This window comes from Saccharopolyspora ipomoeae, from assembly GCF_029952525.1.
Lineage (GTDB): Bacteria > Actinomycetota > Actinomycetes > Mycobacteriales > Pseudonocardiaceae > Saccharopolyspora > Saccharopolyspora ipomoeae.
This window is the reverse complement of sequence record NZ_JASAOF010000005.1, coordinates 83,753-110,120: the sequence shown is the minus strand read 5'-3', so window position 1 is coordinate 110,120 and position 26,368 is coordinate 83,753. Positions and strand designations below refer to the sequence as shown.

The window sequence follows — 26,368 nt, the reverse complement described above, 5'->3', positions numbered from 1 at the left end:
GATGAAGGTTTTGGATCTGGAAATCGTTGGAGCGTCGTGGTTTTCGGTGTTTGGGGGTGTGGTCGGTGTCAAGGTCGTTGGCCGACTCCGGTGCGCAGTTCGTGGACCCGGTCGCTCGGGGTGGACGAGCGCAGCGGGGGTGTGGTCGCGCCCGTGGACGACCGCAGGCCGCGCAGGAAGTCCTCGACCGCCCCGGTCGAGCTGCGCGCCGGGGTCCAGCCGAGCTCGGTGCGCGCCCGGCCGGTGTCCATCACCGGCAACCGCATGAACGCCTCGAACAGGTGCGGTGAAGCCGGGACCAGGTGCAGCCGCCAGGCCGCGGCGAGCGCCCCGCGCACGAGCGCGGGTGGCGCGGAAACCGTTCGGACGCCGAGGAGTTCGGCGAGCTCGGAGGCGTCGATGAGCGGTTCGGCCGCGACGTTGAACGCGCCGGACAGCCGTGAGCGCACCGCCAGCCGGTAGGCCTCGCCGACGTCGTCGCTGTGCACCGCCTGGAACCGCAGGCCCTCCGGCAGGGGCAGCGCGGGCAGCAGTTCCGGGCGTGCCAGCCGGTTCGGCAGGAACGGCCCGATGAACAGGCGCCGCTGCTCCTCGGCCGACTCGGGCTTGAAGCAGAACGCGGTGCGCATCCGCACCACCCGGACGTCGGGGTGCCGCTGCTCGTAAGCGTCCAGGTAGCGCTCCAGGTACGCCTTCTCGCGGGCGTAGGCGGAGCGGGGCCAGCCGTGCGTCGGCCAGGTCTCGTCGACCGGCCGCCGTCCCGGCCCGGGGGAGTAGGCGGCGATCGAGGACGCGTGCACCAGGGTGCGAACCCCGGCCGCGGCCGCGGCCTCGAACACCCGGATCGAACCGAGCACGTTGGTGCGCCACGTCGTCAGCGGGTCGTGGGTGGGCTGGAACAACCAGGCCAGGTGGATCACGGTGTCGGCGTCGGCGAAGCGGCCGACCAGGTCGTCCTGGCAGATGTCGGTGCGCTCCCAGCCGATCGCGCTGCCGAGCGCGGGCGGTTCCCGCCGCGACAGCGCGGTGATCGCCGAGAACTCGGGGTCCTCGCGCAGCGCGGCGATGACGCTCGTGCCGAGGTTCCCGGTCCCACCGACGACTGCGACCCGCCGGTTGCCTTCGGACGCAGTCATGAGACCTCCCCTGTGCGAGACCAATCGCCTCAGGGCTTCCCCGCTGCACGACGGGCAAACGCGCCCCTGCCGAGGTTTGTCCCGTCAGGTGCTCGGCAATGCCGTGGAAACGACGATTCGCCGAGGAGGACGCTGGTGAAGGCACTGACCTGGCACGGACCGCGAGACGTCCGCGTCGACGACGTCCCCGACCCGAGGGTGGAATCCGGCACCGACGCGATCATCCGCGTCACGAGCAGCGGCATCTGCGGCTCCGACCTGCACCTCTACGAGGTGCTCGGGCCGTTCCTCGACGCCGGCGACGTGCTCGGCCACGAGGCGATGGGCGTCGTGGAGGAGACCGGTCCGGAGGTGTCGCACATCGCGCCCGGTGACCGCGTCGTGGTCCCGTTCAACATCTCCTGCGGGCGGTGCTGGATGTGCGAGCGCGGCCTGTTCGCCCAGTGCGAGACCACGCAGGTCAGCGAGCAGGGCAGCGGTGCCGCGCTGTTCGGCTACACCCGGCTCTACGGCAGCGTGCCCGGTGGGCAGGCGGAGTACCTGCGGGTGCCGCAGGCGCACTTCGGTCCGGTCAAGGTGCCGGAGGGGCCGCCGGACGAGCAGTTCGTGTACCTCTCCGACGTGCTGCCCACGGCCTGGCAGGCCGTGGAGTACGCCGACGTCCCGCGCGGCGGCAGCGTCGTGATCTTCGGGCTCGGCCCGATCGGGCAGATGGCCGCGCGCATCGCCCGGCACCGCGGCTTCCAGCCCATCGGCATCGACATCGTGCCCGAGCGGTTGAACATGGCGCAGCGGCACGGGATCCGCACCATCGACGCGAGCGAGCACGACGACGTCGCCGACGTGGTGCGCGAGCTCACCGACGGGCGCGGCGCCGATTCGGTGATCGACGCCGTCGGCATGGAGGCGCACGGTTCGCCGGTCGCCGAGCTGGGGCAGAAAGTCGCGAGCGTGCTGCCCGAGTCGATCTCCGAGCGGCTGATGTCCACTGCGGGAATCGACCGGCTCTCGGTGCTGTACCAGTGCATCGACTGCGTCCGCCGCGGCGGCACGATCTCGCTCAGCGGCGTCTACGGCGGCATGGCCGACCCTATTCCGATGCTCACCCTGTTCGACAAGGGGGTGCGGATCGCGATGGGGCAGGCCCACGTCAAGCGCTGGATCCCCGACCTGATGCCGCTGGTCGCCGACGAGTCCGACCCGCTGGGCGTCCGCGACCTGACCACGCACCGCATGCCGCTGGCGGACGCCCCGCACGGCTACGACATCTTCCAGCGCAAGGAGGACGGTGCGATCAAGGTCCTCCTCGAACCCCACTCCTGACCGGAATCGGCCGCTCAGCGCTCGTCGAGGTCGAAGGGCAGGAGTTCGACGCAGCGGTCGAACCGGGCTCGCAGCTCGGACTCGTCGTCGGCGCCGAGGTAGACGGCGAAGAGCTCGTAGCTGTAGCTGTCCTGGGCCGGGAGCTCCGAGAACCGCTTGCCCTCTTCGGCGACGACGTCGATCGTGGCGCTGGGCACCTCCTCGCGCACCCGGTCGAGGTCCTCCTGGGAGGGCGTGCTCTTGACGAGGGCGTCGCGGAACGTGCGGTGGAACCACTTCGCGGCCATGCGGTGCTCGCCCTCCCGGCTCGGCATGGTCGGTTCCTCGCCGACCGCGAGCTGAACCATGGCTTGGTGGTTCGGCATGCCGTCGACCAGCTCGAACAGCGGGGCGTGCGATTGGGACAGCCGGGGATTGATCTCCAGGACGTTGAGCGCGTCGGTTTCGGTGTCCCAGAAGAACTCGATGTTGAACGTCGAGGAGTCCAACCCGATGTGCTGCATCACGTCGCGGCTGATGGCCACGATCCGCTCCTGGACCTCCTCGGGGATCCGCGAGGGGTACTGGTACCGCAGGAAGCTGGACGTCTCCGGGTAGCAGAACGAGTCGATGATGCCGTGCACGTGCGCCGCACCGCCGCTGCAGTAGCCCTCAGCGGTGATCTGCTCGCCCCGCACCGCCTCCTCGGCCAGGCAGGCCATGCCCCCGGCCTCGGCCACGGCGGGCGGCAGCTCCAGCATCGACAGCAGGAAGTCGAAGGCCTCACCGGTCCGGCCCATGCCGTCGCGGATCTCGGTGGCGGCGGCGCGCAGCTGCTCCTCGTCGTCGACCTTGAACGCCAGCGTCGACGAGTAGGACTTGACCGGCTTGAGCCACATCGGGAACCGAAGCCCCGGAGGCGCTTCCGGCTGATCGAGGTCGATGATCGCGAAACCCGGGTGCGCGTCGGTGACTTCGCGCTGCACCAGCCTGCTCCAGTACTTGTGCTCGCACTTGACCACGGATTCCAGGCTCGGTCCGGGCAGCCCGTTCTGAGTCGCCAGGATCGGCACCATCGAGCTGACCGGGAAGTCCCAGTACCCGACGATCGCGTCGATCGGACCGGAGAAGTCGTCGAGCTGGTTCTGGGCGAGCTCCAGCAACCGGTCCAGCCCGGTGTCGCTGTGCATCAACTCCTCCTTGTCCAGCAACGGGTGGAAGCGGTACGGCTCCAGGTGGGTCAGCTCGCGCATCAGCGCCAGGTTGCGCTCGTCGGGTCCGAGCAGGAACACGTTCTTCGGCCTCTCAGTCACACCACCTCGCATACCCGGATCGTCTGCACTCAATCCGGCCTGTTTCACCCCGGTGGGGCTCGCCGCGCCGAGAAGGGTGTGAGGTGACCCGCCGAGCGGGTATCCGGCCTGATGACGGCGACATGCGGACGTGGAGGACGTCATGGACCAACGGCCCCGGAGCGCACCGGCTCAGCAGCAGCGACCGCCCGGCACGACCGAGCCGATGGAGCCCCGGCCGCGCGACGAGATGCGCGAGTACACCGGAGCGGGCCACCTCGCGGGAAAGCGCGCCCTGGTGGTCGGCGGCGACTCCGGCATCGGTCGCGCGGTGAGCATCGCCTTCGCCAAGGAGGGGGCCGACGTCGCCGTCGCCTACCTGGACCCGAGCGAGGACGCCGACGCAGAGCGCACCGCCGAGCTGGTGCGGACGCTGGGCAGGCACTGCTACCTGTTCCGCGGCGACGTCGCCGACGAGCACTACTGCACCAGCCTCGTCGACGACGCCGCCGAACGGCTCGGCGGCCTCGACGTGCTGGTCAACCACGCCGGGACCCAGGCGCCGCAGGACGAGATCGAGGCGATCAGCACCGAGCAGTTCACCCGGACCTTCGAGGTCAACGTCCACGCTGTGTTCTGGCTGTGCAAGGCCGCGATGCGGCACCTGCCGGAAGGCGGCGCGATCATCAACACCGGTTCGGTCAACGGCCTCCGCGGCAACAAGTCGCTGATGGACTACTCCGCCAGCAAGGGAGCCGTGCACGTGCTCACCAAGTCGTTCGCTCAGGCGCTGGCGGACAGGGGGATCAGGGTCAACTGCGTCGCGCCCGGTCCGGTGTGGACACCGCTGATCCCGGCGACGCTCACCGAGGACAAGGTGGAGGGGTTCGGCGAGCAGACGCCGATGCAGCGCATGGCGCATCCGGACGAGATCGCTCCGTCCTACGTGTTCTTCGCCTCCGACCGCCTGTCGAGCTACTACACCGGCGAGGTGCTGGCCCCGGTCGGTGGCGAGACGCATCCGGGCTGATTGAACGAGCGCCGAACCGGGTAGATCACCGGAGAACGGCACCCAACAGGATGATCGGAGTGTGCGGCATGGCCGAAACCGTGGCCGACTACCTGCTGCGACGTCTGCGGACGTGGGGAGTGGAGCACGTCTTCGCCTACCCCGGCGACGGCATCAACGGCATCCTCGCGGCGTGGGAGCGCGCCGATGACGACCCGCGCTTCATCCAGGCGCGGCACGAGGAGCTGGCCGCGTTCGAAGCCGTGGGCTACGCGAAGTTCTCCGGCGAGGTCGGCGTCTGCGCGGCGACCGGTGGTCCCGGCGCGATCCACCTCCTCAACGGGCTCTACGACGCCAAGCTCGACCACGTTCCCGTGGTGGCGATCGTCGGGCAGCAGGCCAGCACCTCGCTCGGCGGCTCCTACCAGCAGGAGGTCGACCTCTCCTCGCTGTACAAGGACGTGGCCGAGTACGTGCAGGTCGTCTCCGCGCCCCAGCAGCTGCCCAACGCGCTGGACCGCGCGATGCGCACCGCGCACGCGCGGCGGACCGTCGCCGCGCTCATCATCCCGGGCGACGTGCAGGAGCAGGAGTACTCGGCGCCGACGCACGACTTCAAGATGGTGCCCTCCAGCGTGGGCATCTCCGAGGCGGTGACGATCCCGGCCGAACCCGACCTGGACCGCGCCGCCGAGGTGCTCAACTCCGGCGAACGCGTGGCGATCATGGTCGGCCAGGGCGCCCGCCGGGCCGCGCAGGAGGTCACTACCGCGGCCGAGGTGCTTGGCGCCGGCGTGGCGAAGGCGTTGCTGGGCAAGGACGTCCTGCCCGACGACCTGCCGTGGGTGACCGGTGCCGCCGGGCTGTTGGGCACCCGGCCCTCGTGGGAGCTGATGCGCGACTGCGACACGCTGCTGATGATCGGCGCGAGCTTCCCCTACAGCCAGTACCTCCCCGAGTTCGAGCAGGCCCGAGCCGTGCAGATCGACATCGACCCGATGATGATCGGCATGCGCTACCCGTTCGAGGTGAACCTGCTCGGCGACGCCAAGGCCACCTTGCAGGCCCTGCTGCCGCGCCTGCGGCGCAAGACCGAGCGCGCGTGGCGCGAGAAGGTCGAGAACGGGGTGCGTGACTGGTGGGGGCTGATGGAGCGCCGCGCCGGGGTCGAGGCCGACCCGGTCAACCCGGAACGGGTGTTCCACGAGCTGTCCCCGCAGCTGCCCGAGGACGCCATCATCACCGCCGACTCCGGCTCGGCCGCCAACTGGTACGCCCGCCACCTGCGCGTGCGCGGGGACGTGCGGTGCTCGCTGTCGGGCACGCTGGCGACGATGGGGCCCGGCGTTCCGTACGCCACGGGCGCGAAGTTCGCGCACCCGGATCGCCCGGTGATCGCGCTGGTCGGGGACGGCGCCATGCAGATGAACGGCATCAACGAGCTGATCACGATCGGCCAGTGCTGGCAGGAGTGGTCGGATCCGCGCCTGGTCGTCGGCGTGCTCAACAACCGCGATCTCAACCAGGTGACCTGGGAGCTGCGGGCGATGGGCGGTGCGCCGCAGTTCACGCCCTCGCAACGGCTTCCGGACTTCGACTACGCGGGTTTCGCGCGCAGCACCGGATTCCGCGGGATTCGGGTCGAAGACCCGGGCAACATCGCCGACGCGTGGCGGGACGCGCTGGCGAGCAGGCAGCCCTGCCTGGTCGAGTTCGTCACCGATCCGTCGGTGCCGCCGATCCCGCCGCAGGCGGACTGGAGCCAGGTGGAGTCGATGGCCGCGGCGATGCTCAAGGGGGACCCGGAGGCGTGGTCGGTGGTCAAGGAAGGCGTCAAGGCCAAGGCCCAGGACTTCCTGCCGGGGCGGGGCTGATCCCTGCCGGGAGGGGCTGATCCCGAGAAGAGCGGTGGCGCCCCGGGTGTCGTGGCGCCACCGCTATTTCAGCGCTTCCTGCGCGGACCTGACTGGGGAGGAACCCGCGGACCGGTGTCCAGCAGCGAGTTCGCCCTGCCGGAGCGACGCTGCTGCACCTGATCGGTGGCGGAAGCCTCGTCCTTCGGCTTCACGGGGTTGTGCTGCGCGATCCCGTCGCGCACTCGCTTGGTGAGTTCACGGATCCGGTCACCGGGCATGGTCGTCGTCCTCTCAGCCGTTCTCGTCGTGCAGCCGCTTCAACAGCATCTGCTTGCCCTGCTCACCGGCCTTCAGGTTGTTGTCCTGAATTCGGTGGAGCCACTTGGCCAGCTCCTCATCGCCTTGCGACTCGGCGTCCTTGACGTACTGGTCCAACATCCACGCGTGGTGCAAGGACAACTGCAGCACGGTGATCAGGTTGTAGTTCTTGTCCTTCACCGGACTGTCGGTCTGGACTCCCATCGGATCCTCCTCGTCGCGGACATTCCCTTCGCACCAAGGGGATTGGCAGTGGCGGAAGTGGTCAAACCCGGTGCGGGCGGTGAAATTCCCACCGGTCGCCGGTGGAACCTCACCCGGCCGGTGCCGCCTCGCGCAGCGCGGGCAGCAGCTTCTCCCGCGCGAAACCGAAGAAGCCCGCCGGGTCCTCGTCCACCCCGACCTGCACCAGCGCGATGTCGGTGAAACCGGCCTCCCAGTACGACGACACCGATTCCACGATCGCGTCGAGGTCCGGGCCGCAGGGAATGCCAGCGGTGACGTCGTCGATGCGCACGTGCTGCGTGGCGGCGGCGAAACCGGCCGGGCCGGGCAGCTCCGAGTTGACCTTCCAGCCGGAGGCGAACCAGCGCAGTTGAGCCCAGGCCCGCTTGGCGGCGGCCTCCTCGGACGGGTCCCAGCAGATCGGCTGCTGCCCGAACTTCCGGGCGCCGGGCCCGACCGCCGAGTCCCAGCCCTCGCACAGCGAGGCGTCGGGCTCGACGGCGATCATCGCGTCCGACAGCGGGGCGAACTTCTCGACGGACTGCGCACCGGAAACGGCGGTGGCGATCGGCACCCGCCGGTCGGGCCGGTCCCACAGCTTCGCCGAGTCGACCCGGTAGTGGTCGCCGACGAAGTTCACGTAGCCGCCGCCGAACAGCGCGGAGATGATCCGCAGCGCCTCGGTGAGCTGCTCGTGCCGCACGTTCACCGGCGGCCAGCCCTGCCCGATGACGTGCTCGTTGAGGTTCTCGCCGGAGCCGACACCGAGGGTGAACCGGTCGTCGGACAGCAGCCCGACCGTGGCGGCCTTCTGCGCGACGACCGCCGGGTGGTACCGCATGATGGGCGCCGTCACGAAGCTCATCAGGTCCAGGGTCTCGGTCGCCTGCGCCACGGCCCCCAGCACGCTCCACGCGTACGGGGAATGGCCCTGCTCGTCCAGCCACGGCGAGTAGTGGTCGCTCATCACCGCGAAGTCGAAACCCGCGCGCTCGGCGGCGGCCGCGTGCTTGACCAGCTCGCGCGGCCCCGACTGCTCCGTCATCAGCGTGTACCCGAACCGAACCACGTGCCCAGCCCTTCCGCCGAGGTGGTGGGAGCCCTCGCGGGAGCTCCCACCCGTCGCTGCCAGCACTTCCGTTCCACGAGTAACCGCTGGTCCGGGTGGTGAAACCTGCGCCGATCGCGCATGGCCGCGAGGCTCGGTGGGTAAATCACCGGGTGGTGCCCGAGCTCTGCCGAACTACCGCGAGGAGGACGCGTGCACGAGGTGAGCGAGCTCCCCAGCGAGATCAAGCAGGAGGAGATCGGGATCCCGATGTCCGACGGGACCCGGCTCTCCGGCCGGTTGTGGCGGCCCGTGGCATCGGACACCGAGCCGGTCCCCGCGGTGCTGGAGTTCATCCCGTACCGGCAGCGCGACCTCACCGCGATCCGCGACTCGATCCACCACCCGTACCTGGCCGGGCACGGCTACGCCTGCGCGCGCGTGGACCTGCGCGGCAGCGGCGAATCCGACGGCGTGCTCACCGACGAATACCTGGAGCTCGAACTCTCCGACGCGGAGCAGGTGCTGGCCTGGCTGGCCGAGCAGCCCTGGTGCACCGGCCGCACCGGCATGATGGGCATCTCCTGGGGCGGCTTCAACGCCCTGCAGGTCGCCGCCCGCCGCCCGGAGAGCCTCGGCGCGATCGCCGCGCTGTGCTGCGCCGACGACCGCTACGCCGACGACGTGCACTACATGGGCGGCTGCCTGCTCAGCGACAACCTGTCGTGGGCGAGCACCATGTTCGCCTACAACTCCTGCCCGCCCGACCCGGCCGTGGTCGGGGACCGCTGGGAGGAGATGTGGCGCGAGCGCTTGGAGGACAGCGGCCTGTGGCTGGACACCTGGCTGCGGCACCAGCGCCGCGACGACTACTGGCGGCACGGCTCGATCTGCGAGGACTTCTCCGACGTCGGCTGCCCGGTGCTGGCGGTCAGCGGCTGGGCCGACGGCTACTCCAACGCGGTGTTCCGCCTGATGCAGAACCTCGGCGTGCCGCGCCGCGGCCTGATCGGGCCGTGGTCGCACAAGTACCCGCACCTGGGCCGGCCGGGCCCGGCCATCGGGTTCCTGCAGGAGCTCGTGCGCTGGTGGGACCGCTGGCTCAAGGACGTCGACAACGGCGTGATGGACGAGCCGATGCTGTGCACCTGGATGCAGGAGAGCATGCCGCCCTCCACCAGCTACGAGGACCGGCCCGGTCGATGGGTCGGCGAGCCGTCGTGGCCATCGCCGCACGTGCACCGCACCCGGTTCCCGTTGGCGCAGAACAGGATCGGACGACCGGGGGAGGAGCGCCGGAGCCCACCGGTGACGGTGTGCTCACCGCTGTCGGTCGGGCAGTACGCCGGCAAGTGGTGCTCCTACAACGCGCCGCCGGACCTCCCCTACGACCAGCGCGAGGAGGACGGCGGTTCGCTGGTGTTCGACACCGACCCGCTCCAGGAGCGCTGCGAGATCCTCGGCGGCCCGCTGCTGGACGTCTGCGTGGAGGTCGACCGCCCGGTGGCGATGCTGGCCGCGCGGCTGTCCGACGTCGGCCCGGAGGGTCAGGCCACGCGCGTGACCTACGGGCTGCTCAACCTGACCCACCGGGACGGCCACGACGAGCCGAAGCCGCTGGAACCCGGTGTGCGCTACCAGGTCCAGCTGCGGCTCAACGGTGTCGCGCAGGCGTTCCCGGCGGGGCACCGCATCCGGCTGGCGCTGTCCACTTCGTACTGGCCGCTGGCCTGGCCACCGCCGGAGCCGGTGCGGTTGACCGTTCACCCGGAGGACAGCGAGCTCGAACTGCCGCTGCGCCCGGCAGAGGAGGCCGCCGAGCTCCCCGCGCCGCTGTTCGGCGAGCCCGAGGGCACGCAGCCGGTGCAGGCCAAGCAGCTCATCCCCGGTGCGGAGCAGTGGCAGGTGAGCAGGGACCTCGTCGACTACCGGTCGTCGCTGGAGGTCATCAAGGACCTGGGCCGGGTGCGCTTCAGCGACATCGACCTCGACGTCGACCGGCGGGCCGTCGAGCGCTACAGCTGGGTCGGCGAGGACTTCGACTCCGCGCGCGGCGAGGCGGAGTGGACGCTGCGGTTCGCCCGCGGCGACTGGTCGGTGCAGACCAGGACGCGCACCTCGCTCACCTCGACACCCCACGAGTTCCGGCTGCACGCCGAGCTGGACGGCTACCTCGGTGGCGAGCGGGTGTTCTCCAAGAACTGGGACCGCCGCATCCCGCGCGACCACGTCTGAGCGAAAACGGCTCGGCGCCGGGAGGAACACCCCCGGCGCCGTTGAGATTTCGTCTTCTCCGCGCTCGTCCCTGAGAAGTTCCTAGGCCGCTGCCCCGTTGCGCCGGTGGCCCAGCAGCGCCCGGCGTTCCTGCTCGCCGAGCCCACCCCACACGCCGTAGGGCTCGTGCGTCCTGAGCGCGTGCTCCCGGCACTGCGCGATGACCGGGCAGCGCCTGCACACGGCCTTGGCCTGCCGCTCGCGCTCGGCGCGCGGCTGCCCCCGCTCGTTGTCGGGGTGGAAGAAGCGGCTCGTCCTGAGGTCGCGGCAAGCCGCGCGCAGTTGCCACTGCCAGGATTCGCTGGTGGGCTTGGGAAGCCGTGTCGTGGCGGTCATCTGTCACCCCAATCGAGAGGTGTGTTGATCATCCGGTCGGCCGTCGGAATACCCGTGCGGGCCACCGCTCACACGTCTTCGCTCGGATCGGCCGATGATCGTTCGACCCGCACGACGCGTCGCGTCAGCCGGCCGGAGAGGATTCGCATGCAGCGCACCCGGAACGTCCTGCAACGCCCGGAACTCTCGCCCGACGGTCTGGTGGCCTGGCACGTGGGCGGATCACGCCCGCCGCTGGTGTGCGTGCACGGAGCCGGTGTCTCCAGCCGCGAACTGCTGCCCTTCGTGGCCGGGCGTTCGGGCATCCGCGAGACGTGGGCGGTCGACCTGCCGGGCTTCGGATCGAGCAGCGGGCCTCGTCGGCCGCTCGACCTCGACGGACTGGCCCAGGCCGTCGAGGCGTGGCGGGACGCGGCCGGACTGGGCGAGGTGAGCCTGCTGGGCTGCTCGTTCGGCTGTCAGGTCGCGGTCGAAGCCGCGCTGCGTGCTCCGGAGAAGGTGCGCGGTCTCGTCCTGGTCGGTCCGACCACCGATCCCCGGGCCCGCAGCGCGGTGGGGCAGCTGCGGCGGTGGCTGCGCAATTCGCGTCACGAACCGCGCGGTCTGGCGCCGCTGACCTTCCGCGACTACCGCGAAGCCGGGTTCCGCCGCGTGATGAGCAGTTTCGCCGAGTCGATCCGCGACCGCGTCGAGGACAAGCTGCCCGCGATCGACGTCCCGGTCCTGGTGGTCAGGGGAGAGCACGACGCGCTCGTCCCGCACGGCTGGGCGCGGCGGGTGGCCTCCTCGCTGCCCCGAGGCCGCCTCGTCACCTGGCCCGGAGCCGCACACATGGTGCCGTACTCAGCACCACGCGAATTCGGCGACCTCGTCGAGGGATTTCTCACCGGCTGAACGCTCAGGCGTCCGCCGCCGCCATGTCGTCGTCGCTGTGCCGCACCGGTGCGGTCCAGCGCATCTGGACGCGGGTGCCGTGCTCGCCGGAGGTCACCACGGCCTCGTCGGCGAGCCGTTCGATGAGGGGCAGGCCGCGCTTGCGCTTCGGATCGCTCTCGTGCGGCGGGCGCCAGCTGCCGTGGTCGGTGACCGTCACCTCGACCCCGGCGGCGTCGCGGACGACGTCCAGGTCGAGGAAGCCGTCGCCGTCGGCGTAGGCGTGTTCGACGGCGTTCGCCATCGCCTCGTAGGTGGCCAGGGCCAACGACTCGGCGATCTCCTCGCCGAGGCCCGCCGCTCGGGCCCACTCATCCACCTCGTCGCGCAGCGGCGGCAGGTTGCCGGCAGCGGCGGGCACGCCGTGGCGGCGGAGCTCGTCAACGCCCCCGGACCCCGGCCCACCGGCCTGAGCGGGTGCCATAGATGCGTCCTAACAGTTCCGGCTCACTCGCAGCTCTAGGGTAGGCGCGCCCGCCCGATCACAAACTCCTCGCGAGCGCTTCTTCCCGGTCGGAGAAGACGTCGAACTCCTCGTCCAAACCCATGAGCTGGATCGGACGCCGGGTGGCCGGGTTGTTCGCGACGACGCGGAAGCGGATGTCCGCCGCCTCGGCGTTGCGGTGCGTGCGCACGAACACGGCCAGTCCGGCCGACGACAGGAACGTGACGGCGGTGATGTCGAGCACCAGCACGTCGGGCCGGTCGCCGGTCGCCTGGTCCAGGACCGTCTCCAGCTGCGGCGCGTTGACGAGCTCGACCTCGCCGGTGGCGGTGACGAAGAGCGTGCGGCCCGACCACTCGGTCACCGCGCTGAAGGGTGCTTGGTGTTCGTTGATGTCGGGATCCATGCTCTCCATGATGGTGCCGGTGACCGTTCCTGGCAAAGACCCGCCGTCCGTGGCGCAGACGGGAGAGCTGCGAGGACGTTATCGTGGCTGACATGCATGCTTCCGCGGAATCTTCCGCCGAGGAGCGTTTGCGACGCATCGAACTGGTCACGGACACCTCGCTCGCCCATCTGGACGTCAACGACCTGCTGAGGGAGATCCTCGCCCGGGTGCGCGAGGTCCTGGACGTGGACATGGCCACCGTCCTGCTGCTCGACCCCGACGGCGAGGAACTCATCGCCACCGCGGCGGTCGGCATCGACGACGACGTCAAGCAGGGCGTGCGGATGCCGGTGGGCCACGGCTTCGCCGGAACCGTCCTGACCCACCGCAAGGCCTGCGTGGTCGATCACGTGGCCGATCAGCACCTGGTCAGCCGCGCGCTGCGGGACAGGGGCATCAGATCGCTGGCGGGCGCCCCGATGGTCGCCGACGGCGAGACGATCGGAGTGCTGTGCGTCGGCGCTTTCACCGAGCACGGGTTCACCGATCACGACGCGCAGCTGGTGCAGGTCGCCGCCGACCGGATCGCCTCGGTCTCGCAGGTGGGCGCGTCGCGCTCCGAGCGGATCGCCGCGACCGTGCTCCAGCACAGCCTGCTGCCCGGCAGGCTGCCTCGGATCCCGGGGGTGTCGATGGACGGCCGCTACGTCGGCGGCGCGGACTACGGGATCGGCGGCGACTGGTACGACGTGTTCCGGCTGCCGTCGGGACGCGTCGGGATCGTCGTCGGCGACGTCGTCGGCCACGGGCTGTCGGCGGCCGTCGTCATGGGACGGCTGCGCAGTGCGCTGCGCGCCTACGCGCTCGACGACGAGAACCCGGCCCGCGTGCTGCACAAGCTCGACCGCAAGGTGACGCACTTCGAGCCCGACGCCATGGCCACCGTCTGCTACGCCCTCTACGACCCGGAGACGGCGCGGCTGAGCTTCTCGCTCGCCGGGCACCTGACCCCGGTGCTGGGACATCCCGGCGAGCGCGGCGAACTCGTGGACGCGCCCGTCGACCCGCCGGTCGGGGTGGCGGTGTCGAAGCGGCCGCGACGCACGACCGAGATCGAGATCCCGCCGGAATCGGTGGTGTGCTTCTACACCGACGGCCTCATCGAACGCCGCCAGCAGTCGATCGACATCGGGCTGAAGAGCCTGTGCGGTGCGGTCACCTGCGCACCGGCGAGCGAGGTGTGCGCGTCGGTGATGAACCAGCTGGTGACGTCCGCGTCATCCGGGGACGACGTCACCTTGCTGGTCCTCAGCAGGGCGTCCGCCGCCGGGGGCTGACTCAGCTGCCGAACGCGACCTCGTCGCGCACCTCCTCCTGCGTCTCGTAGGTGCGGTCGGGCACGAGCCGCACCGCTCGCAGCACCTCGTTGTCGACGCCCTGCTCCTCGGCGATGTGCACGAGTTCGGCCTTGCTGACCGGGTAGTGCACCTCCTTGAGGAACGGTTGCACGCGGTCGGGGTCGGGCGGATGCGTCATCACCGCTCACCTCTTCGGCAGGTCGGGGGAGGGCCTCAGGGTGGTTTCCCCGTTCGCGGCGATCTCAATCATCTCCGAGCGCGGAACCGTTCCGCCGATGTCGACCTCCGCTCGGGCGAGAACTCGCTCCGACCGGACGAGTGGACGGTTCCGCTCCACTTGGGACTCCGGAATCGACTGGGGTGGAAGCACTCTCGAACAAGTTGGGAGTGTCCATCGCTCCTGGGGTCGGTTCGGGTTACGGGCGATGTGCATCAGGCCGGGTGAATCCTGGGGCACTGTGCCCCTGGTTGCGCGGTGTGTGGCTGATCACTCTGGATGCCCTGCCGAGATCACGGGGAGCCGCGATGGGTGTTGGGGTGGCGCGACCGGCCGGTACCGGTCCGCTCAGCGAAACCGGACGCTTGTTCCTGCACGCCGTGGACGTGGCCAGGGCGGTGTTCGCCCGGCCGTTCCAGTGGCGCGAGTTCGTCCAGCAGTCCTGGTTCGTGGCCAGCGTGACCATCGTGCCGACCGCGCTGGTGTCCATCCCGTTCGGGGCGGTGATCGCGCTCCAGCTCGGGTCGCTGACCAAGCAGATCGGGGCGCAGTCGTTCACCGGGGCCTCCAGCGTGCTGGCCATCATCCAGCAGGCCAGCCCGCTGATCACCGCGCTGCTCATCGCCGGGGCCGGCGGGTCGGCGATCTGCGCCGACCTGGGCGCGCGCACCATCCGCGACGAGATCGCCGCGATGGAGACGCTGGGCGTCTCGCCGATCCACCGGCTGGTGGTGCCGCGCGTGCTCGCGGCGATGCTCATCGCCACCCTGCTCAACGGGGTGGTCAGCGTCGTCGGCGTGCTCGGCGGGTACTTCTTCAACGTCATCATGCAGGGCGGCACCCCCGGCGCCTACATGGCCAGCTTCAACGGGCTCGCCCAGCTGCCCGACCTGTGGATCGGCGAGATCAAGGCGGTGATCTTCGGCTTCATCGCCGGGGTGGTCGCCGCGCACCGCGGCCTGAACCCCGCTCCCGGGCCGAAAGGCGTGGGGGACGCGGTGAACCAGGCCGTGGTCATCTCGTTCATGCTGCTGTTCCTGGTGAACGTGGTGCTCACCGCGATCTACCTGCAGCTCGTCCCGCCGAAGGGGATGTGAGCCGTGGTCGTGGCGACCGGCCGCGTCCGGCGGCTGCTCCACCGCCCGCTGGCGGTGCTCGACACCGCCGGGGACCAGGCGCTGTTCTACCTGCGCGCGATCGCGTGGGCACCGCGCACGCTGCGCCGCTACTCCAAGGAGGTGCTGCGGCTGCTGGCCGAGGTCACCTTCGGCAGCGGTGCGCTGGCGGTGCTCGGCGGCACGATCGGGGTGATGGTGGGCATGACGCTGTTCACCGGAACCGTCGTCGGCATGCAGGGCTACACCGCGCTCAACCAGCTCGGCACCGCCAGCTTCACCGGGTTCGTCTCCGCCTACTTCAACACCCGCGAGGTCGCCCCGCTGGTCGCCGGCCTGGCGCTCTCGGCGACCGTGGGGTGCGGGTTCACCGCGCAGCTGGGCGCCATGCGCATCTCCGAGGAGATCGACGCGCTGGAGGTGATGGCGGTGCGCAGCGTGCCGTTCCTGGTCACCACCCGCGTGCTGGCGGGGATCGGCGCGGTGATCCCGCTGTACGTGATCGGGCTGATGTCGTCCTACCTGGCCTCGCGGGTGATCACCGTCTACTTCTACGGGCAGTCGGCGGGCACCTACGACCACTACTTCCACCTGTTCCTGCCGCCGGAGGACGTGCTGTTCTCCTTCGGCAAGGTGCTGCTGTTCAGCCTGATGATCATCCTGGTGCACTGCTACTACGGTTTCCGGGCGGCGGGCGGCCCCGCCGGGGTCGGCAGCGCGGTGGGCCGCGCGGTGCGCACCGCGATCATCTCGCTCAACGTGCTGGACTTCTTCCTGAGCCTGGCCATCTGGGGCGCCACCACGACCGTGCGGATCGCCGGATGAGGGCGGGGGAGCGGGTCGAGACGCTGCGCCGCCGAGTGGTGGGCGCGGTGTTCCTCAGCGTGATCGCGCTGTTCCTGGCCTCCACGGTCGCGGTGTACCAGAAGGCGTTCACGCCGGTGGTGCACGTGCTGCTGCGCACCGACCGGGTCGGCAACCAGCTGCAACCGCCCTCCGACGTCAAGGTGCGCGGGCTGGTCGTGGGCGAGGTGCGGGAGGTGCGGGCCACCGCGACCGGAGCCGAGCTGGACCTGGCGCTGCACCCGGACAAGGCACCGCTCATCCCCGCCGGGGTCAGCGCCCGGCTGCTGCCCAAGACCCTGTTCGGCGAGCGCTACGTCAGCCTCGTCCCGCCACCGGGCCCCAGCCGCGAGTCGCTGCGCGACGACGACGTCATCGAGCAGGACCGCAGCCGGACCTCGATCGAGCTGGAGAAGGTGCTCAGCGACCTGATGCCGGTGCTGCAGGCCGTCCGGCCGGACAAGCTCGCCACCACCCTCAACACGGTCTCGATGGCGCTGGACGGACGCGGCGAGCAGCTCGGTGAGACGCTGGTGGCCACCAACGCCTACCTGGAGCGGTTCAACCCGGTGCTGCCGGAGCTGAAGGGGAACATCCGGGCGCTGGCCGACGTGGCACACCTCTACGCCGACGCCGCCCCGGATCTCGCGCAGGCGCTGCGCGACCTGGCCGTCAACCACCGCACCGTCGCCGACAACCGCGCCGGCCTGGACCGCCTGTACCGCACGGTCACCACCGGTTCCGCGGACCTGGACGGGTTCCTGCGCGCGAACTCCGAGAACATCATCGGGCTCAACGCGGCCAGCCGCGAGCACCTGGCGCTGCTGGCCCGCTACGCGCCCGAATACCCCTGCCTGCTCGACGATCTCGCCGACGCCGTGCCGCGCCTCGACCAGGTCGCGGGCAAGGGGACCGACACTCCCGGCGTGATCCGGCTCCGGGTGGAGATCAGCGACGACGGCGCCAAGTACCTGCCCGGCCACGACGAACCCCGCTGGCAGGACCGGCGCGGACCCCGCTGCTACGACCAGGTCCCGATGCCCGCCGACCTGCCCGGCGGCGGACCGCCGCGAGACGGCTCGACGCACCCGCCGCAGCGCGAGCAGCGCACACCACCTGCCGCGACGAGCCCGAGCTCGGCCACCGGACCCGCCGGGTCGCTCCAGCACTCCCCGGCCGAGCGGAACCTGATCGCCGCGCTGCTGTCACCGGCGACGCGGCTGCGCCCGGACGAAGTGCCGGGCTGGAGCACGCTGCTGGTCGGACCGCTGTACCGAGGAGCGGAGGTGGACGTGCGATGAGATCGATGAGGCCGTCGCTGACCAAGCTCATCGCGTTCGTCGCGGTGACGCTGCTGGCCACCGGACTGCTCGGCGTCACCATCGCGAACACGAGTGTCGGCCCCACCACCGGGTATTCGGCCCGGTTCACCGATGTCACCGGCCTCAACGAGGGCGACGACGTGCGCATCGCCGGGGTCAAGGTCGGCCAGGTCCGCTCCATCGAGATCGCCGAGCGCCGCCAGGCGCACGTGGAGTTCACGCTCTACGGCGACCGCGCCCTGCCGCGCTCGACCACCGCGTCGATCAAGTACCGCAACCTCGTCGGCCAGCGCTACCTCGCCGTCGAGAGGGGGGAGGGCACCCGCGAGATGCTCCCGGAGGGCGCCACGATCCCGATCGACCGCACCCGGCCCGCGCTGAACCTCACCGCGTTGTTCAACGGGTTCAAGCCGCTGCTGCAGGCGCTCTCGCCGGAGGACGTCAACAAGCTCTCGCACGCGATCATCCAGACGCTGCAGGGCGAAGGCGGAACCGCGCAGAGCCTGCTGGCCCACATCGGATCGCTGACCCGGACGCTGGCCTCCCGCGACCAGGTGATCGGCGAGGTCATCAGCCGGCTCAACGAGGTGCTCGGCACCGTCAACAGCCGCAACGCCGAGCTCGACGAGGTGCTGGTGCAGACCCAGCAGGTCGTGTCCGGGCTGGCCGCCGACCGCGAGCAGATCGGCTCGGCGGTCGAGGGGATCGGCCAGGTCAACGAGGCGACCGCCGGGCTGCTCGCCGAGGGCAGGCAGCCGCTGCGCGAGAGCATCCAGCACCTCGGAGCGCTCGCCCACCACCTCGACGGCCACCGGCCGCTGGTGGAGCGCTTCGCCGCCGGGCTGCCGGACAAGCTCAACACCATCAACCGCACCGCCAGCTACGGGTCGTGGTTCAACTACTTCCTCTGCCGCAGCTCCGGGCAGGTGCGCATCTCGAACCTCGGTGTGGCCGTGCCGCTCCCGGCCACGGCTCCGGAGCAGATGCCGGGGAGGTGCCGATGATCGGGAGGCTCAGGAGACGGGACCCGGCGGCCGCCGGGGCGGTGGGGCTGGTGCTGATCACGCTGGTCTCGCTGCTGGCGTTCCACTTCGAGGACCTGCCCGTCGTCGGCGGCACCACCTACCGCGCGCAGTTCACCGAGGCAGCCGGGCTCAAACCCGACGACGAGGTCCGCATCGCCGGGGTCAAGGCGGGCACCGTGACGTCGATGTCGTTGCGCGGCAAGCACGTCGAGGTCGCCTTCCGCGTCGACGACGCCTGGGTCGGTGACCGCACCACCGCCTCCATCGAGATCAAAACCCTGCTCGGGCAGAAGTTCCTGGCGCTGGACCCGCAGGGCGAGCGCGAACAGGACTCCGCCGCGACGATCCCGGCCGACCGCACCCGCTCGCCCTACGACGTCACCGAGGCGTTCCAGGACCTCGGCCGCACCTCCGGCGAGGTCGACACCGCCGCGCTCGCGCAGAGCTTCCGGACCATGGCCGACACGTTCCGCGGCACGCCCGCCCACGTCGGCGAGGCGCTGCGCGGGCTCTCGTCGTTCTCGCAGGTCATCTCGAAGCGCGACGAGCAGCTCAAGCAGCTGCTGAGCAACACCCGCCAGGTCAGCCGGGTGCTCGGCGACCGCGACCAGGTCTTCGCCCGGCTGCTCGCCGACGGCAACCTGCTGCTGGAGGAGATCCGGTTCCGCCGGGAGGCCATCAGCGCGCTGCTGCGCAGCACCCGGGAGCTCTCCGAGCAGCTGCGCGGGCTCGTCGCCGACAACCACGCGCAGCTGCGGCCCGCGCTGACCACGCTGGAGCGGGTCACCGCGGTCCTGCACCGCAACCAGGCCAACCTCGACCGGGGCCTGCAGAACCTCGCCCCGTTCGCCCGCTACTTCAGCAACACCGTCGCCAACGGGCGCTGGTTCGACAGCTACGTGTGCGGCCAGGTCCCGCCCGTGCTGCACGCCGGACCGGTGTCGGCCAACGAGCAGGGCTGCCACCCGCCGGTCGAGGGAGGTCCGCGATGAGCAGGCGGCTGATGGCGATCGTGATCGCGGTGGCGCTGGTGGTCACCGGCACAACCTGGTGGGCGGTGGCCAGTGCCGCGCGCACCTCCGTGACCGCGCACTTCGGCGCCACCGTCGGGCTCTTCCCGGGCTCGGACGTGCGGGTGCTGGGCATGCGGGTCGGCTCGGTGACCGAGGTCGTGCCGGAGGGAACCCGGGTGCGGGTGGAGATGCGCATCGACGACGGCACTCCGATCCCCGCGGACGCGAAAGCCGTTGCCGTGGCGCCGAGCCTGGTCAGCGACCGGTACGTGCAACTCGCCCCGGTCTACGAAGGCGGGCCGCAGCTGGCCGACGGCGCCGTGATCCCGCGCGAGCGCACCGCGACCCCGCTGGAGCTCGACGAGATCAACCGCAACACCGACCGCACCGTGCGGATGCTCGGGCCCGACGGGGCGAACCGGGAGGGCGCGCTGTCGGACTTCCTCGACGTGCAGGCCGCCAACCTGGACGGCCGCGGGGCGGAGCTCAACGACATGCTGCGCCGCCTCGGCGAGGCCACCACGACGCTGTCGGGGTCGAAGGAGGACATGTTCGCCACCGTCGACGACCTGCAGCTGTTCAACCGCACGCTGGCCGACAGCGACCAGGAGGTCCGCCGGTTCAACACCCAGCTCGCCGACGCCGCGTCGTTCCTGGCCGCCGAACGCGGTGAACTCGGTTCCGCGCTGCGGGAACTCGGCCCCGCGCTGGCCGACACCGCCGGGTTCATCCGCGACAACCGCGCCGTGCTCCAGTCCAACGTGGACCACCTGAGGGCGGTCACGCAGGTGCTCGTCGACCAGCGGGCGGCGCTGGAGGAGGTCACCGACCTGGCGCCGCTGGGCCTGGCCAACCTCGCCAACACCTACGGCGCCTCCGCCGGGGTCACCCGCACCCGCGGCAACATCAACGAGCTCACCCACCCGCCGATCGTCCTCGTCTGCAAGCTGCTCCGGCAGTCACCACCGCAACGCCCCGTGCCACCGGTGCTCGCCGACGCCTGCGCGCGCGTCGAACCGGTCGTCACCGGAGCTCTCCCGCTGCCGTCCCCGGCCGACGCGATGGCGTCCCTGCAGCGCGGGCACGCGCCCGACATCCCGCTGCCGCTCGTCGACGCCCTGCGCGACACCGGTACCCCGCACCCGGGAGGTGGCCGCTGATGCGGATCGCGATGCTGCTGCTCAGCGCCCTGCTGGTCACCGGGTGCGGGCAGCACGGCTTCACCGGGATGTACGACGCACCGCTGCCCGGAGGCGCCGACCTCGGCGACGACCCGTACCGGGTGACCGCGCAGCTGGCCGACGTGCTGGACCTGGTGCCGCAGGCCGGCGTGAAGGTCAACGACGTCGCCGTCGGGCGGGTCTCCGGGATCCGGCTCGCCCCCGACGGCTGGACCGCCGAGGTCGACATGGAGATCAACCGGGACGTGCGGCTGCCCGCCGCCGCGCTCGCGCAGCTGCGCCAGTCCAGCCTGCTCGGCGAGAAGTACGTCCAGCTCGACGGTTCCCCCGCGCCGGGTGGTGCGCTGCTGACCGACGGCGACCGGATCCCGTTGTCGCGCACCAACCGCCACCCGCAGGTCGAAGAGGTGCTGGGCGCGCTGTCGATGCTGCTCAACGGCGGCGGGATCGGGCAGCTGCAGCACATCAACCAGGAGCTCGGCGCCGCGCTGTCGGGGAACGAGGACGACATCCGGTCGCTGCACCGCAACCTGGAGATCTTCGCCCGCGAGCTCGACGGCCAGCGCGACGAGATCACCCGCGCCCTCGACGGTCTCAACCGGCTCGCCGCCTCCCTCGTCGGGCAGCAGCACGACATCGCCTTCGCGCTGGACAACCTCGGACCGGGGCTGAAGGTCATCAACGAGCAGCGCGGGCAGCTCGTCACGATGCTCCAGCAGATGGACCGGCTCTCCGAGGTCGCCGTGGAGACCACCGAGCGCAGCCAGGACGACGCCGTGGCGAACCTGCGGTCGCTGAGCCCGATCCTGCAGAAGCTCGCCGAAGCGGGCGAGGACCTCCCCAAATCGTTGGAAGTCCTGGTCACCTTCCCGTTCACCGACTACACCGTCAACGCCATCAAGGGCGACTACACCAACCTGGACCTGCAGCTGGACCTCGACCTGAGCACCTTCGTGGACAACGTGCTGCAGGGACGGCCGCCGCCCACCGGCGGCGCCGGGCCCGGCGAACCACCGCTGCCGATCCCCGCCCCTGCCCCTGGCCCGGCCCCAGCCCCCGGACCGGCCCTGCCGCCGCCACCGCGACCGGGCGGGCCGTTCGACGTCGTGCTCGGAGGTGGCCGGTGATCTCCCAACGGGTCAAGCTGCAGCTCGGAGCGTTCGCGCTGATCGCCCTGGTCGGCATCACCTACGTCGGCGCCACCTACGCCGGGCTGGACCGGCTGGTGTCCTCCCGCGGGTACACCGCCGTGGCGCGGTTCCGGGACTCCGGCGGCATCTTCACCAACGCCGAGGTCACCTACCGCGGACTGCCGATCGGGCGGGTCGGGCCGCTGCGGCTGACGCCCGAGGGCGTCGACGTGTCGCTGGAGATCGAGGACAGCGCGCCGGAGGTCCCGGCCGACACCGACGCCGTCGTCACCAACCGCTCGGCGGTGGGGGAGCAGTACGTCGACCTGCGGCCCCGCTCCGACGGCGGCCCGCACCTGCGGGACGGTTCGGTGATCGGCAGCGATCGCACCTCGATCCCGGTGCCGCCGGAGGAGCTGCTGGCCAACCTGGACCGCACCGTCAGCAGCATCCCGATCGGGTCGCTGCAGACCGTGGTCACCGAGCTCGACCTGGCCTTCACCGGCCTCAACGGACCGCTCGGCGCCCTGCTGGACACCTCCCACGCCTACACCCGGCACGCCACCGACCACCTGCCGCAGACCCTCGACCTGATCACCAGCGGCCGGACCGTGCTGGAGACCCAGCGGGAGCAGGGCGCCGAGATCGCCTCGTTCAGCCGCGACCTGCACGCCTTCGCCGGGCAGCTGCGCGCCTCCGACGCCGACCTGCGACGCGTCATCCGCGCGGCACCGGATGCCGCCGAGCAGGTCAGCGGGCTGCTGCGGGACACCGGACCGCAGCTCGGCGGCCTGGTCGGCAACCTGCTGACCACCGCGAACGTGTACCGCACCCGGCTCGACGGGGTGGAGCAGCTGCTGGTCACCTACCCCAGCCTCGCGGAGGGCACCAAGACCACCGTTCCCGGCGACGGCCGAGCCCGATTCGGCCTGGTCCTGAACAACTTCGACCCGTTCGTCTGCACCCGCGGCTACGAGAGCACCCACCAGCGCGCGGGAACCGACCTCGCCGAAGTCCCGGCCAACCTCCGGGCCAACTGCGCGGAACCCCCGGGCAGCCCCATCAACGTCCGAGGCGCACAGCGCGAACACCCCCGGTGATCACCTCTCCCCAAACGGGATCAAGTGGGGCATAGTGCCTGCCGTGACTCCGTCGTGGCCCTGCCCTTCCGCTCGGGTGCGGGAGTTGATCCGGCTTGGGGCGGAGGCGGCGTTGAAGCCGCCCGCGAGGTGGGCGGACGAGCTGCACGCCGCCGTCCTCGACGCCGACCGCACCCAGGCCATCGCCGCCGACCCGGTGCTCGCCGACGAGCTGCGGCAGACCAACGTCGACAACGTCGTGCACTGGGCGGCGGCCAACGTCCAGGACCCCGGTTGCCGGGTCCCGCCCCACCTGGGCACCCAAGCCCTCGACACCGCCCGCGACCTGGTGCGCCGCGGCCTCGACGCGCACGCCCTGGACACCTACCGGGCCGGGCAGAACGTCGCCTGGCGGTTCTGGATGGAGATCTGCTTCTCGCTCACCACCGACCCCGGCGAGCTGCGCGAACTCCTCGAAATCACGGCGCTGTCGATCTCGACCTACGTCAACGACACCATCGCCGGCATCAGCGAGCGGATGCAGGAGGAGCTCGACACCCTCACCCGCGGCACCAACGCCGATCGCCGGGCCGCCGTCACCCTCATCCTCGAAGGGTCCCCGATCAGCGCGCGCCGAGCCGAGCTCAAGCTCGGCTACGGGCTGACCGGCCCGCACACCGCCGCCGTGGTCTGGAGCACCACCGGGGCGGGGCTGGAGGAGCTGGAGAGCGCCGCCGAAGAACTGGTGCGCCTCACCGGCGCCGGTCGGCGGCTGACCGTGGTGGCCACCGCGGCCACCCTGTGGATCTGGTTGCCGGTGACGACCACCGCGTGCATCGAGGAGCTGTCCGAGCGGCTGGGCTCCCGGCCGGACGTGCGCGTGTCGATCGGACGCCCCGGTCGCGGCGTGGACGGATTCCGCCGCAGCCACCTCGACGCCCTCACCGCGCAGCGGATGCTGGCCCGGCTCGGCTCCTGCAAGCAGGTCGCCCGCTACGAGGACGTCCAGCTGGTCGCGCTGATGACCGCCGACCCCGCCCAAGCCGACGAGTTCGTCGCCGAGGTGCTCGGGGAGCTCCGCGACGCCGATCCGGAGATGCGCCAGGTCGTGCGCACCTACATCCGCGAGCAGTGCAACGCCTCCCGCACCGCCGAACGCCTCTACACCCACCGCAACACCGTGCTGCGCCGCCTCGCCCGCGCCGACGACCTGCTGCCGCGCCCCCTGGCGGAGGACGTGGTCGGTGTCGGCGCCGCGCTGGAAGTGCTGCGCTGGCGCGACGCCGACACCGGTCCTCAGCTCTCGTCGTAGGACGGGGGCGCGTCCTGCGGGGCGGTGCCCCAGGTGGGGTCGGGTTCGGTGCCGAGGGTGAAGTCGAGGGTGCCGCCCGAGGCGACGAAGTCCTCGCCGACCCACGGTTTCGAGCTCTCGGCGCCGTTGACCGCGAGGCCGCGCACGAAGGGCGCGCCCGGTTCGGCCTCGGGGGCGGTGATGTCGATGGCCGTGCCGTTGCCCCGGTCGATGCGGACCGAGGAGAAGATCGGGCTGGCCAGCACCAGCTCCGAGCGGCCCGGTGCCTGCGGGTACATCCCGATCGAGGCCCACACCGACCACGACGACATCTGGCCCAGGTCGTCGTTGCCGACCTCACCGTCCGGTGTGGACTTGAACAGCGACGTCAGCGCCCGCCGCACCACGTCCTGCGTCCGGTCCGGCCTGCCCGCGTAGGCGTAGGCCCACGGGGTGTTGAGCGACGGCTCGTTCCCCAGGTAGGCGTGCGGGGCGTCCGGACCCGCGTTGAGCTCGCCGAAGAACTCGTCCAGCCGGGGCACCACCTCCGCGTTCCCGCCCATCAGGTCGAACAGGCCGCGGTGGTTGAACGGCACCATCCACGTGTACTGGGCGCCGTTGCCCTCGGTGTACTCCTCGGTCTGCACCGGGTCGAACGACGTGAACGACCCGTCGGCGTTGCGCGGCTGCAGGTAGCGGTTGCCGGGGTTGAACAGGTTCTTGAAGTTCTGCGCCCTGCCCAGGAACTCGTCACGCGTGGCGGTGTCTCCCAGCCGCCCGGCGAACTGCGAGATCGCGAAGTCGGCGCCGGCGTACTCCAGCGTCGTCGACACCGAGTCGGTGGCGCCCTCCACGCCCGGCGGGATGTGGCCCAGCGAGTCGTACTCGTCGTGACCCGGTCGCTCGTCGTCGTGGGTGGCGCCCTCGCGCATCTCGCGCAGCGCGGCGGTCGTGTCGAAATCCGTTGCGCCGAAGGCATGAGCGCTGGCCACCATGATCGGCAGCGGGTCGCCGACCATGACCCCGGTCCCGCCGTTGGCGACGGTCCAGCGGTCGAAGTAACCGCCCTGCTCGGACTGGTTCACCGCCGACTGCGCTATGTCGGAGGCGATGTCCGGCGCGATCAGCGCCACCAGCGGCAGCTGCGAGCGGTAGACGTCCCAGCCCGAGTAGTTCGCGTACTGCGCGTGCCCCTCGGCCGCCGTGCGCACCTGGCCGTCGAAGCCCGCGTACTGGCCGTTGACGTCGCTGAAGACGTTGGGGTGCAACAGCGAGTGGTAGAGGCCGGTGTAGAGCCGCCGCCGGTCCTCGTCGCTGCCACCGCCGACGTCGATGCGCCCCAGCAACCCGTTCCACGCGGCGCGGGTGCCGTCGCGGATCTCGTCGAAACCGCGGCCGGACTGCTCGGCCTCGGCGTTGGCGCGGGCGTTGTCGGCGCTGACGAACGAGATCCCGATCCGGCCCACCACGCTCGCCGACTCCGCCGTGTCGAACTGCACGAACGCCCGCCCGCCGTCGACCTGGCGGGCGCTGAAATCGCGGTCGAAGGTCGCGTGGAAGTACACCCGGTAGCTGTTGTCGGCACCGCAGAAACCGCCGCTGTCGCTGTGACCGCTGATGCTGTTGCGGCCGATCTCCAGGGATCCGGTGGCGTCGTTGAACGCCTTCGCCGCGTCCACCGACAACCCCGCCTGCTGGCCCCGCGGGTAGGTGAACCGCGCGACGCCGGAGCGCTGCGTGGCCGCCAACTCGGTCCGCAGCCCGTTGTCGAAGGTGACGTCGTAGGCGCCGGGGGAGGCGGACTCGTCGTCGTGCGAGAAGGAGTGGTCGGCCACCGGGGAGTCGCCGAGGACCGGCATGAACGGGACGTTGCCGAAGTCCCCGCACCCGGCCCCGGAGAGGTGGGTGAGGCTGAAGCCGCGGATGCGGTCGTCGTCGTAGGAGTAGCCGCCGTGCTGGTAGGTCGCGGTGTCCGGGCTGAACTGCATCATCCCGAACGGCGCCACCGCGCCGGGGAAGGTGTTTCCCGCACCGCCGCCGTGGCCGAAATCGGGCCCGCCGGGCTTGGTTCCGACGAACGGGTTGACGTACTGGGCCGGATCGTCGATCGCCGCGTCGGCCGCCGGGGCCGGTGCGAGCGCGGTCGCCGCGGCCAGAGCGGCCGCCGCGAGTCTGCTGGGAACGTTGGTGCGTCGAACGGTCTTGACGTCGTGCCGGCGTCGCAAAGGAAGA

At 71.0% G+C, this 26,368-nt stretch carries 25 protein-coding genes; 15 read left to right on the top strand and 10 right to left on the bottom strand.

Annotated features, from left to right (window positions below):
* Nucleotides 1-68: 68 nt before the first annotated feature.
* Nucleotides 69-1,136 carry an NAD-dependent epimerase/dehydratase family protein gene (locus QFW96_RS11525; protein WP_281455573.1) on the bottom strand — a complete coding sequence of 356 codons (1,068 nt, stop codon included), beginning with the start codon at nucleotides 1,134-1,136 and terminating at the stop codon, nucleotides 69-71.
* Nucleotides 1,137-1,271: 135 nt separating this feature from the next.
* Between QFW96_RS11525 and QFW96_RS11520 the strand changes: the two genes are divergently transcribed.
* Nucleotides 1,272-2,459: a zinc-dependent alcohol dehydrogenase gene (locus tag QFW96_RS11520; RefSeq protein ID WP_281455572.1), complete on the top strand. Its 1,188-nt coding sequence runs from the start codon at nucleotides 1,272-1,274 to the stop codon at nucleotides 2,457-2,459.
* A 14-nt stretch (nucleotides 2,460-2,473) separates the two neighbouring features.
* Here QFW96_RS11520 and QFW96_RS11515 read toward each other — a convergent pair whose 3' ends face one another.
* Nucleotides 2,474-3,751, bottom strand: coding sequence for an ATP-grasp domain-containing protein (locus QFW96_RS11515; RefSeq protein ID WP_281455571.1), 1,278 nt, complete (start codon nucleotides 3,749-3,751; stop codon nucleotides 2,474-2,476).
* 142 nt (nucleotides 3,752-3,893) lie between these two features.
* Between QFW96_RS11515 and QFW96_RS11510 the strand changes: the two genes are divergently transcribed.
* Together QFW96_RS11510 and QFW96_RS11505 are read left to right on the top strand one after the other, a co-directional pair.
* Nucleotides 3,894-4,760, top strand: a complete 867-nt coding sequence (locus QFW96_RS11510) for an SDR family oxidoreductase (protein ID WP_281455570.1) — start codon at nucleotides 3,894-3,896, stop codon at nucleotides 4,758-4,760.
* Between the two features lie 68 nt (nucleotides 4,761-4,828).
* Entirely contained in the window at nucleotides 4,829-6,613 is a 1,785-nt protein-coding gene (locus QFW96_RS11505; protein WP_281455569.1) for a thiamine pyrophosphate-requiring protein, read from the top strand.
* A gap of 68 nt (nucleotides 6,614-6,681) precedes the next feature.
* On the opposite strand, the gene QFW96_RS11500 is transcribed toward QFW96_RS11505, so the two are convergent.
* The 3 genes from QFW96_RS11500 to QFW96_RS11490 all read right to left on the bottom strand — a co-directional run bounded on the left by QFW96_RS11500 (nucleotide 6,682) and on the right by QFW96_RS11490 (nucleotide 8,207).
* The gene (locus QFW96_RS11500) at nucleotides 6,682-6,873 is read right to left on the bottom strand and encodes a hypothetical protein (RefSeq protein ID WP_281455568.1); all 192 of its coding nucleotides are present in this window, start codon (nucleotides 6,871-6,873) and stop codon (nucleotides 6,682-6,684) included.
* Nucleotides 6,874-6,886: 13 nt separating this feature from the next.
* Nucleotides 6,887-7,117: a hypothetical protein gene (locus QFW96_RS11495; protein WP_281455567.1), complete on the bottom strand. Its 231-nt coding sequence runs from the start codon at nucleotides 7,115-7,117 to the stop codon at nucleotides 6,887-6,889.
* A gap of 109 nt (nucleotides 7,118-7,226) precedes the next feature.
* Nucleotides 7,227-8,207, bottom strand: a complete 981-nt coding sequence (locus QFW96_RS11490) for a TIGR03557 family F420-dependent LLM class oxidoreductase (protein ID WP_281455566.1) — start codon at nucleotides 8,205-8,207, stop codon at nucleotides 7,227-7,229.
* 249 nt (nucleotides 8,208-8,456) lie between these two features.
* Between QFW96_RS11490 and QFW96_RS11485 the strand changes: the two genes are divergently transcribed.
* Nucleotides 8,457-10,421 (top strand): CocE/NonD family hydrolase, encoded by a 1,965-nt coding sequence (locus QFW96_RS11485; RefSeq protein WP_425524749.1) that lies wholly within the window; start codon nucleotides 8,457-8,459, stop codon nucleotides 10,419-10,421.
* An 81-nt stretch (nucleotides 10,422-10,502) separates the two neighbouring features.
* On the opposite strand, the gene QFW96_RS11480 is transcribed toward QFW96_RS11485, so the two are convergent.
* Complete coding sequence (locus QFW96_RS11480) at nucleotides 10,503-10,796, bottom strand: WhiB family transcriptional regulator (RefSeq protein WP_281455564.1); 294 nt, start codon at nucleotides 10,794-10,796, stop codon at nucleotides 10,503-10,505.
* A 147-nt stretch (nucleotides 10,797-10,943) separates the two neighbouring features.
* On the opposite strand from QFW96_RS11480, the gene QFW96_RS11475 reads away from it, so the two are divergent.
* A complete protein-coding gene (locus QFW96_RS11475) occupies nucleotides 10,944-11,690 on the top strand; it encodes an alpha/beta fold hydrolase (protein WP_281455563.1) in 747 nt (248 codons plus the stop codon).
* Nucleotides 11,691-11,694: 4 nt separating this feature from the next.
* On the opposite strand, the gene QFW96_RS11470 is transcribed toward QFW96_RS11475, so the two are convergent.
* Both QFW96_RS11470 and QFW96_RS11465 read right to left on the bottom strand, forming a co-directional pair.
* Complete coding sequence (locus tag QFW96_RS11470) at nucleotides 11,695-12,153, bottom strand: ATP-binding protein (RefSeq protein WP_281455562.1); 459 nt, start codon at nucleotides 12,151-12,153, stop codon at nucleotides 11,695-11,697.
* Nucleotides 12,154-12,211: 58 nt separating this feature from the next.
* Nucleotides 12,212-12,580: an STAS domain-containing protein gene (locus tag QFW96_RS11465; protein WP_281455561.1), complete on the bottom strand. Its 369-nt coding sequence runs from the start codon at nucleotides 12,578-12,580 to the stop codon at nucleotides 12,212-12,214.
* A 128-nt stretch (nucleotides 12,581-12,708) separates the two neighbouring features.
* Between QFW96_RS11465 and QFW96_RS11460 the strand changes: the two genes are divergently transcribed.
* Nucleotides 12,709-13,899, top strand: coding sequence for a PP2C family protein-serine/threonine phosphatase (locus QFW96_RS11460; protein ID WP_281455560.1), 1,191 nt, complete (start codon nucleotides 12,709-12,711; stop codon nucleotides 13,897-13,899).
* Nucleotide 13,900: 1 nt separating this feature from the next.
* Here the strand turns inward: QFW96_RS11460 and QFW96_RS11455 are convergent, their stop codons facing one another.
* Nucleotides 13,901-14,098 (bottom strand): DUF2795 domain-containing protein, encoded by a 198-nt coding sequence (locus QFW96_RS11455; protein ID WP_281455559.1) that lies wholly within the window; start codon nucleotides 14,096-14,098, stop codon nucleotides 13,901-13,903.
* 347 nt (nucleotides 14,099-14,445) lie between these two features.
* On the opposite strand from QFW96_RS11455, the gene QFW96_RS11450 reads away from it, so the two are divergent.
* The 9 genes from QFW96_RS11450 to QFW96_RS11410 all read left to right on the top strand — a co-directional run bounded on the left by QFW96_RS11450 (nucleotide 14,446) and on the right by QFW96_RS11410 (nucleotide 24,157).
* On the top strand, nucleotides 14,446-15,234 hold the full coding sequence (locus QFW96_RS11450) for an MlaE family ABC transporter permease (RefSeq protein ID WP_281455558.1): 789 nt from the start codon (nucleotides 14,446-14,448) through the stop codon (nucleotides 15,232-15,234).
* 3 nt (nucleotides 15,235-15,237) lie between these two features.
* Nucleotides 15,238-16,077, top strand: coding sequence for an MlaE family ABC transporter permease (locus tag QFW96_RS11445; protein WP_281455557.1), 840 nt, complete (start codon nucleotides 15,238-15,240; stop codon nucleotides 16,075-16,077).
* Nucleotides 16,074-17,396 (top strand): MCE family protein, encoded by a 1,323-nt coding sequence (locus QFW96_RS11440; protein WP_281455556.1) that lies wholly within the window; start codon nucleotides 16,074-16,076, stop codon nucleotides 17,394-17,396. The genes QFW96_RS11445 and QFW96_RS11440 overlap by 4 nt, the downstream gene beginning before the upstream one ends.
* Nucleotides 17,393-18,421 (top strand): MCE family protein, encoded by a 1,029-nt coding sequence (locus tag QFW96_RS11435; protein WP_281455555.1) that lies wholly within the window; start codon nucleotides 17,393-17,395, stop codon nucleotides 18,419-18,421. The genes QFW96_RS11440 and QFW96_RS11435 overlap by 4 nt, the downstream gene beginning before the upstream one ends.
* Nucleotides 18,418-19,434, top strand: coding sequence for an MCE family protein (locus QFW96_RS11430; RefSeq protein ID WP_281455554.1), 1,017 nt, complete (start codon nucleotides 18,418-18,420; stop codon nucleotides 19,432-19,434). The genes QFW96_RS11435 and QFW96_RS11430 overlap by 4 nt, the downstream gene beginning before the upstream one ends.
* Complete coding sequence (locus QFW96_RS11425) at nucleotides 19,431-20,615, top strand: MCE family protein (RefSeq protein ID WP_281455553.1); 1,185 nt, start codon at nucleotides 19,431-19,433, stop codon at nucleotides 20,613-20,615. Before QFW96_RS11430 ends, QFW96_RS11425 begins: the two co-directional genes overlap by 4 nt.
* Nucleotides 20,615-21,763, top strand: coding sequence for an MCE family protein (locus QFW96_RS11420; RefSeq protein WP_281455552.1), 1,149 nt, complete (start codon nucleotides 20,615-20,617; stop codon nucleotides 21,761-21,763). Before QFW96_RS11425 ends, QFW96_RS11420 begins: the two co-directional genes overlap by 1 nt.
* The gene (locus tag QFW96_RS11415) at nucleotides 21,760-22,866 is read left to right on the top strand and encodes an MCE family protein (protein ID WP_281455551.1); all 1,107 of its coding nucleotides are present in this window, start codon (nucleotides 21,760-21,762) and stop codon (nucleotides 22,864-22,866) included. Before QFW96_RS11420 ends, QFW96_RS11415 begins: the two co-directional genes overlap by 4 nt.
* Before the next feature lie 112 nt (nucleotides 22,867-22,978).
* Nucleotides 22,979-24,157 (top strand): PucR family transcriptional regulator, encoded by a 1,179-nt coding sequence (locus QFW96_RS11410; protein WP_281455550.1) that lies wholly within the window; start codon nucleotides 22,979-22,981, stop codon nucleotides 24,155-24,157.
* On the opposite strand, the gene QFW96_RS11405 is transcribed toward QFW96_RS11410, so the two are convergent.
* Nucleotides 24,142-26,361 (bottom strand): GH92 family glycosyl hydrolase, encoded by a 2,220-nt coding sequence (locus QFW96_RS11405; protein WP_281455549.1) that lies wholly within the window; start codon nucleotides 26,359-26,361, stop codon nucleotides 24,142-24,144. The two genes, QFW96_RS11410 and QFW96_RS11405, sit on opposite strands and share 16 nt — an antisense overlap.
* Between the last annotated feature and the right edge of the window lie 7 nt (nucleotides 26,362-26,368).

Coding starts and splice junctions, on each gene's coding strand:
- QFW96_RS11525 (WP_281455573.1), bottom strand. CDS start 1,136: ATGACTGCGTCCGAAGGCAACCGGCGGGTCGCAGTCGTCGGTGGGACC.
- QFW96_RS11510 (WP_281455570.1), top strand. CDS start 3,894: ATGGACCAACGGCCCCGGAGCGCACCGGCTCAGCAGCAGCGACCGCCC.
- QFW96_RS11505 (WP_281455569.1), top strand. CDS start 4,829: ATGGCCGAAACCGTGGCCGACTACCTGCTGCGACGTCTGCGGACGTGG.
- QFW96_RS11500 (WP_281455568.1), bottom strand. CDS start 6,873: ATGCCCGGTGACCGGATCCGTGAACTCACCAAGCGAGTGCGCGACGGG.
- QFW96_RS11495 (WP_281455567.1), bottom strand. CDS start 7,117: ATGGGAGTCCAGACCGACAGTCCGGTGAAGGACAAGAACTACAACCTG.
- QFW96_RS11485 (WP_425524749.1), top strand. CDS start 8,457: ATGTCCGACGGGACCCGGCTCTCCGGCCGGTTGTGGCGGCCCGTGGCA.
- QFW96_RS11480 (WP_281455564.1), bottom strand. CDS start 10,796: ATGACCGCCACGACACGGCTTCCCAAGCCCACCAGCGAATCCTGGCAG.
- QFW96_RS11475 (WP_281455563.1), top strand. CDS start 10,944: ATGCAGCGCACCCGGAACGTCCTGCAACGCCCGGAACTCTCGCCCGAC.
- QFW96_RS11470 (WP_281455562.1), bottom strand. CDS start 12,153: ATGGCACCCGCTCAGGCCGGTGGGCCGGGGTCCGGGGGCGTTGACGAG.
- QFW96_RS11465 (WP_281455561.1), bottom strand. CDS start 12,580: ATGGATCCCGACATCAACGAACACCAAGCACCCTTCAGCGCGGTGACC.
- QFW96_RS11455 (WP_281455559.1), bottom strand. CDS start 14,098: ATGACGCATCCGCCCGACCCCGACCGCGTGCAACCGTTCCTCAAGGAG.
- QFW96_RS11450 (WP_281455558.1), top strand. CDS start 14,446: ATGGGTGTTGGGGTGGCGCGACCGGCCGGTACCGGTCCGCTCAGCGAA.
- QFW96_RS11440 (WP_281455556.1), top strand. CDS start 16,074: ATGAGGGCGGGGGAGCGGGTCGAGACGCTGCGCCGCCGAGTGGTGGGC.
- QFW96_RS11435 (WP_281455555.1), top strand. CDS start 17,393: ATGAGATCGATGAGGCCGTCGCTGACCAAGCTCATCGCGTTCGTCGCG.
- QFW96_RS11430 (WP_281455554.1), top strand. CDS start 18,418: ATGATCGGGAGGCTCAGGAGACGGGACCCGGCGGCCGCCGGGGCGGTG.
- QFW96_RS11425 (WP_281455553.1), top strand. CDS start 19,431: ATGAGCAGGCGGCTGATGGCGATCGTGATCGCGGTGGCGCTGGTGGTC.
- QFW96_RS11420 (WP_281455552.1), top strand. CDS start 20,615: ATGCGGATCGCGATGCTGCTGCTCAGCGCCCTGCTGGTCACCGGGTGC.